Raw genomic sequence first — 5,291 nt, 5'->3', positions numbered from 1 at the left:
CGCGGATCACCGCGTGGGCGCCGGTGTCGTCGGGGCCGTGAGCACCGGGGCGAGCAGCGCCGCGACGAGTACGCAGACGAGCGGCACCGCCATCGCCGTGGTGAGAGACGTCGCCTCGGACACCCACCCGATACAGGCCGGTCCCGCCAGGAACCCGAGATAGCCCAGGCCCACGACGCGGGACATGTCGGCACCGGGCGACCCGGAGTCGAGATTGCCTGCCGCGGTGAACAGCTGGGGTACGGCACCGGACAGTCCGAGACCGAAGAGCGCCCACCCGGCGAGCGTCAGGGGGAGAACCGGCGACGCCATCACCGTGCCCATGCCGACGGCCGCCATCAGCGTTCCGTACCGGATCACGCCGGCGCTGCCGATACGCGCGCTCACCCGGTCGGCGACGAACCTGCCGAGCGTCATCGTCGCGGAGAACGCCCCGAACGCGAGCGCGGCCACCGACGCCGGACTGTCGAGTCGCTCCTGGACCTGGAGGGCACTCCAGTCGTTGGCGACCCCTTCGCAGAGCATCAGCGCGAACGCGACACCACCGAGCAGCACCACCCGCCGGGAATAGCCGCCGCGTCGCCCGGACGGCGACCGGCGAGGAACGGGCGTGGTGCGCACGAGATGCCGCCCGGCCCATGCGACCAGGCATACCGCCACTCCTCCCGCCGCCGCAAGCGTGACGGGAGGACTCACCTCCATCGCGAGGGTGGCCGCACCCACCAGCGACCCGGCGATGCCCCCGGCGGAGAACACTCCGTGAAACGCCGACATGATCGGCCGTTCGTACCGTTGCTCGAGCACCACGGCCTGCGAGTTCATCGAGACGTCGAGTGCGCCGTTCGCCAGCCCGAAGATCGCGAGGGCCAGGCCGAGTTGCCACGGCGCGGTCGCGAGTCCGGGCCCGACGGCCACGACCGCCAGCGCGAGCGCCGACACGATCGTCGTGCGGTGGCTGCCGAATCGGTCGGCGAGCCGTCCCGTCACCTGCATTCCGCACAGCGCACCCGCCGCGAGCAGCAGCAACAGCGATCCGAGAGTCGCGTACCCCGTCCCGACCCGCTCCAGGATCACCGGGATGTGCACCACCCACATGGCGAGCAGGAACCCGTTCACGCCGAACACCGTGAACACCGCGACGCGCGCGCGGGCGAGCCGGGCGTTCTTCCGCACAGAATCGGTCACGCGGGCACGGTACCGATTTCGCCTCCCGAAGCCGGGCACCGGCTCGTTACGCGCCGCCGAGCAGCGCGGGCACCGGGTCTCCGAGGAAGCGGCCGATCGCGGCGAGCGCGCGGCCGCCCTGCTCACCGTCGACGACGCGATGGTCGAACGAGAGCGACAGGCTCGCGACCTTGCGGACGGCGAGTGCACCGTCGATCACCCACGGACGATCCGCGATGGCGCCGACCGCGAGGATCGCCGCTTCGCCCGGGTTGAGGATCGGTGTGCCCGCCTCGATGCCGAAGACACCGATGTTGGTGACGGACACGGTGGAACCGGTCAGCTCGGCGGGCGTCGATCGGCCGGTCCGGGCGCGATCGGCGGCCTCGGCGATCGCACCCGCGAGGTCCGGGAGCGCTAGATGCCGGGCGTCGCGCACGACCGGAACCTTCAGCCCGTCCGGCGTGGCGGCGGCGATCCCGAGATGGACGTCGTGGTGGACGACGATCTCCTGGGCGTCGTCGTCCCACCGTGAGTTGAGCGACGGTTCCTCGGCGACCGCGCGCATCAATGCCCGGGCAACGACGGTCAGCGCGGTGAGGTGACGGCCGTCGAACGCAGGTTCGCGGCGCAATCGCGTCACGAGGTCGACTGTGGCCGTCACATCGCAGGTGAGGAACACCGTCGCGTGCGGTGCGGTGAACGCGCTGCGGGTCACAGCGTCGGCCGTGCGTTTGCGGACACCGCGGATCGGCACCCGGCTGGTGGCCGACGCGGGTCGCATTGTGTCCGTCTCGGTGTGCCCGGCATCGGGTCCTGCCGCGCGCCGGACATCGTCCCGGGTGATCGCCCCTCCCTGCCCGGAGCCCTCGACCTCCGCGAGATCCACCCCGAGCAGGGCCGCCTCCCGGCGCGCGCCCGGTTTCGCGGCCGGGCGGGGCGCGGGCGCGCCGGTGGTGCTCGACGAGGTCCCGGCAGAGTTGGTCCGTGTCGCGCGCCGGCTGACGGGTGCGGCGCCCGGGCCGTAGCCGACCAGCACCGCCGGACGCGCTTCGGCGGGCGCCTCGTCGGACGCCGGGGACGCCGCGGGTTGTGCGCCGTCCGACGGCTCCGCGCCGACCGCGATCCGCAACAGCGGGCTGCCCACGGGGATCGTCTGGCCCGGTGCGACAAGGAGTTCGGCGACCGTGCCGGCATGTGGCGACGGCAACTCGACGGTCGCCTTCGCCGTCTCCACCTCGCCGATGACCTGATTGAGCTCGAGGCGGTCGCCGATCTGCACCGACCACGACACCCACTCGGCCTCGGTGAGTCCCTCCCCGAGATCGGGCAGGCGGAACTCCTCGACGGACTGTGACATCGCCACTCCCTTCGTCATGCCGCGAGTGCGCGATCCACCGCATCGAGGATGCGGTCCGGGTCCGGCCGGTGGTGGGATTCGAGTTTTGCCGGCGGGTACGGAATGTCGAATCCGCCGACGCGGAGGACCGGCGCTTCGAGTTGGTAGAAGCAACGCTCGGCGGTCCGGGCGGCGATCTCGGCGCCGATCCCGCAGAACACCGGCGCCTCCTGCAGCACCACGAGGCGTCCGGTGCGGCGCACCGACGCTTCGACGGTGTCGAAATCGATGGGCGAGAGCGACCGCAGATCGATCACCTCGAGTGACCGGCCCTCGGCCGCAGCGATGTCCGCAGCCTGCAGGGCGGTGGGCACCATCGCGCCGAAAGTGACCACGGTGACGTCGCTTCCGGCTCGCAGGATGCGCGCACGGTCGAGGGGAAGATCGGGTCCGGTGTCCACATCGACCTCGCCGCGTTCCCAGTACCGGTGTTTCGGTTCGAGGAAGACCACGGGGTCGTCGAGCGCGACAGCCTGCTGAATCATCCAGTACGCGTCGGACGGGCTGCCCGGACTGACCACCCGGAGACCGGCGGTGTGGGCGAAATATGCCTCGGGCGATTCCGAATGGTGCTCGACCGCGCCGATGCCGCCGCCGTAGGGGATGCGGATGGTCAGTGGCGCGGTGACCGCTCCCGCGGTGCGGTAACGGATTTTCGCCACCTGCGAGACGATCTGGTCGAACGCGGGGTAGACGAATCCGTCGAACTGGATTTCGCACACCGGGCGGTAGCCGCGCAGGGCCATCCCGAATGCCGTTCCCACGATGCCGGATTCGGCCAGAGGAGTGTCCATCACTCGCGCTTCACCGAAATCCTTCTGCAAGGTGTCGGTGACCCGGAAGACGCCGCCGAGCCTGCCCACGTCCTCGCCCATCAGAATTACTTTCCGGTCCTGTTCGAGTGCGCGGCGCAAGCCGGCGTTGAGTGCCGCGCCGAGCGCCATCGTCGTGGTGGTCATCGCACTGCCTCCTCGTCGGCGCCGGTGAAACTCGCGAGATAGTCGGTGTAACCGGCACGTTCGTCCGCGAGCAGCGCATGGTCGGTGGCGTAGACATGGTCGAACATCGTCAGCGGATGCGGGTCGGGCAGTTCGAGCGTGCCGCGCCGCAACCGCGTCGCCGCGTCCTGCGCGGTCGTGTCCACGTCGTCGAAGAATGCCCGATCGGCAAGGTTTTCGCGTTCGAGGAGACGTCGCATGCGGTCCAGCGGATCGCGTACCTTCCACGCTTCGAGGTCTGCGGGTGTGCGGTACCTGCTCGGATCGTCCGATGTGGTGTGCGGTCCCATCCGGTAGGTGAGCGCTTCGACGAAGAACGGTCCGGAGCCTTCGCGCGCGTGCCGGGCGGCTTGCCGGGTGACCGCGAGAACGGCGAGGACGTCGTTGCCGTCGACCTGCACGGCGGGCATTCCGAAGCCCGCGGCGCGCTGTGCGAGCGGCACCGGGCTCTGCATCTGCGTGGGGGCACTGATCGCCCAGTGGTTGTTCTGGCAGAAGAAGACGACGCCGGCGCCCCAGCCGACCGCGAATCCGAGCGCCTCCGACAGGTCGCCCTGGCTCGTCGCGCCGTCGCCGAAATACACGATCGTGGCGATGTCGGCGCCGTCGAGCTTGGCTCCCATGGCGTAGCCCGTCGCGTGCAAGCCCTGTGCCCCGACGACGATGGCGGGATTGGTCGTGTTGACGGTGGCCGGGTCCCATCCCGAGTGGGCACAGCCGCGCCACAGGGCGGTCATGTCGGCGGGATCGACACCACGACACCAGGCGACGGCGTGCTCGCGGTAGCTCGTGAAGACGTAGTCGTCGGTTTCCAGTGCCCGGGCCGACCCGACTTGTGCGGCCTCCTGGCCCGTCATCGGCGCCCAGAGGCCGAGTTCGCCCTGGCGCTGCAGCGCGATCGCCTCGTTGTCGAGCCGGCGGACGACGACCAGGTCGCGGTAGAGGTCGCGGAGTCGGGCGGGTCCGATATCGGCGACCAGTCCGCTGTAAGCGGGGTTGTGGACGCGTTGCCCGTCGGGCTGGATCAACTGGACCGGGTGGGTCGTGGGTGCAACCATCGGGTCACCTCGTGGGTGCTGTCCGGGTGAGCCGGGTGGGCCGCGCCGGAATGTGAGTGGTGTACCTCACATGATCCACTTCTGGGACGAGTGCGCAATCGATGCGTCGCGCAGTGTGCAGGAAGCACGGTCGCCGGGCGGTTCGGAGTGGCACACTGCGAAGAATGACCAGTCTGGACGGGACGGACGCACGTTTGCTGCTCGAACTCGCTCGTACGCCGAGAGCAACCGGGGTGGAGTTGTCGCAGCGACTCGGACTCTCGCGCAACACGGTTCAGGCGCGGCTGAGCCGGTGGGAGTCGGAAGGGGTCCTCGCCTCGTTCGATCGCCGCGTCGACCCCGTCGCGCTCGGGTACCCGCTCGCGGCCTATGTCGCCACCCAGGTCGATCAGCACCGGCTCGACGCGGTCGTCGAGGAGTTGGCACAGATCCCCGAGGTCACCGAGGTGTACGGGGTGACCGGTCCGATCGACCTGTCGGTGAAGATCGTGGCGCGCGACGCCGACGATCTCTATCGGCTGGCGGAGCGGATTCTCGGGATTCCGGGCGTCGAGCGCACCGACATGTCGCTCGTGATGCGCGAACTCGTCCCGCAGCGCACCGAGCCGCTCCTTCGGCGTGCGGCCGGAGCCCGATAGCGTCGGCGGTGGGGGGGGCGCCCGGGGCCCCACC

The 5,291-nt window shown here is 70.3% G+C and carries 5 protein-coding genes; 1 reads left to right on the top strand and 4 read right to left on the bottom strand.

From position 1 onward, the window contains the following. Window positions 1-6: 6 nt before the first annotated feature. The 4 genes from TVH25_RS20680 to pdhA are packed head-to-tail and all read right to left on the bottom strand — an operon-like array spanning window position 7 to window position 4,619. A complete protein-coding gene (locus TVH25_RS20680) occupies window positions 7-1,185 on the bottom strand; it encodes an MFS transporter (RefSeq protein ID WP_346765222.1) in 1,179 nt (392 codons plus the stop codon). 46 nt (window positions 1,186-1,231) lie between these two features. Further along, a complete protein-coding gene (locus TVH25_RS20675) occupies window positions 1,232-2,524 on the bottom strand; it encodes a dihydrolipoamide acetyltransferase family protein (RefSeq protein WP_422425366.1) in 1,293 nt (430 codons plus the stop codon). A gap of 14 nt (window positions 2,525-2,538) precedes the next feature. Beyond that, window positions 2,539-3,522 carry an alpha-ketoacid dehydrogenase subunit beta gene (locus TVH25_RS20670; RefSeq protein WP_169622463.1) on the bottom strand — a complete coding sequence of 328 codons (984 nt, stop codon included), beginning with the start codon at window positions 3,520-3,522 and terminating at the stop codon, window positions 2,539-2,541. Further along, window positions 3,519-4,619, bottom strand: coding sequence for a pyruvate dehydrogenase (acetyl-transferring) E1 component subunit alpha (pdhA, locus tag TVH25_RS20665; protein ID WP_169652768.1), 1,101 nt, complete (start codon window positions 4,617-4,619; stop codon window positions 3,519-3,521). Before pdhA ends, TVH25_RS20670 begins: the two co-directional genes overlap by 4 nt. 164 nt (window positions 4,620-4,783) lie before the next feature. On the opposite strand from pdhA, the gene TVH25_RS20660 reads away from it, so the two are divergent. Next, window positions 4,784-5,257, top strand: a complete 474-nt coding sequence (locus TVH25_RS20660) for an Lrp/AsnC family transcriptional regulator (RefSeq protein WP_169622465.1) — start codon at window positions 4,784-4,786, stop codon at window positions 5,255-5,257. Window positions 5,258-5,291: the final 34 nt, after the last annotated feature.

This window comes from Rhodococcus sp. 7Tela_A2 (genome assembly GCF_049311045.1).
Taxonomy (GTDB): domain Bacteria; phylum Actinomycetota; class Actinomycetes; order Mycobacteriales; family Mycobacteriaceae; genus Rhodococcus.
This window is presented reverse-complemented; position numbering and strand designations above follow the sequence as displayed.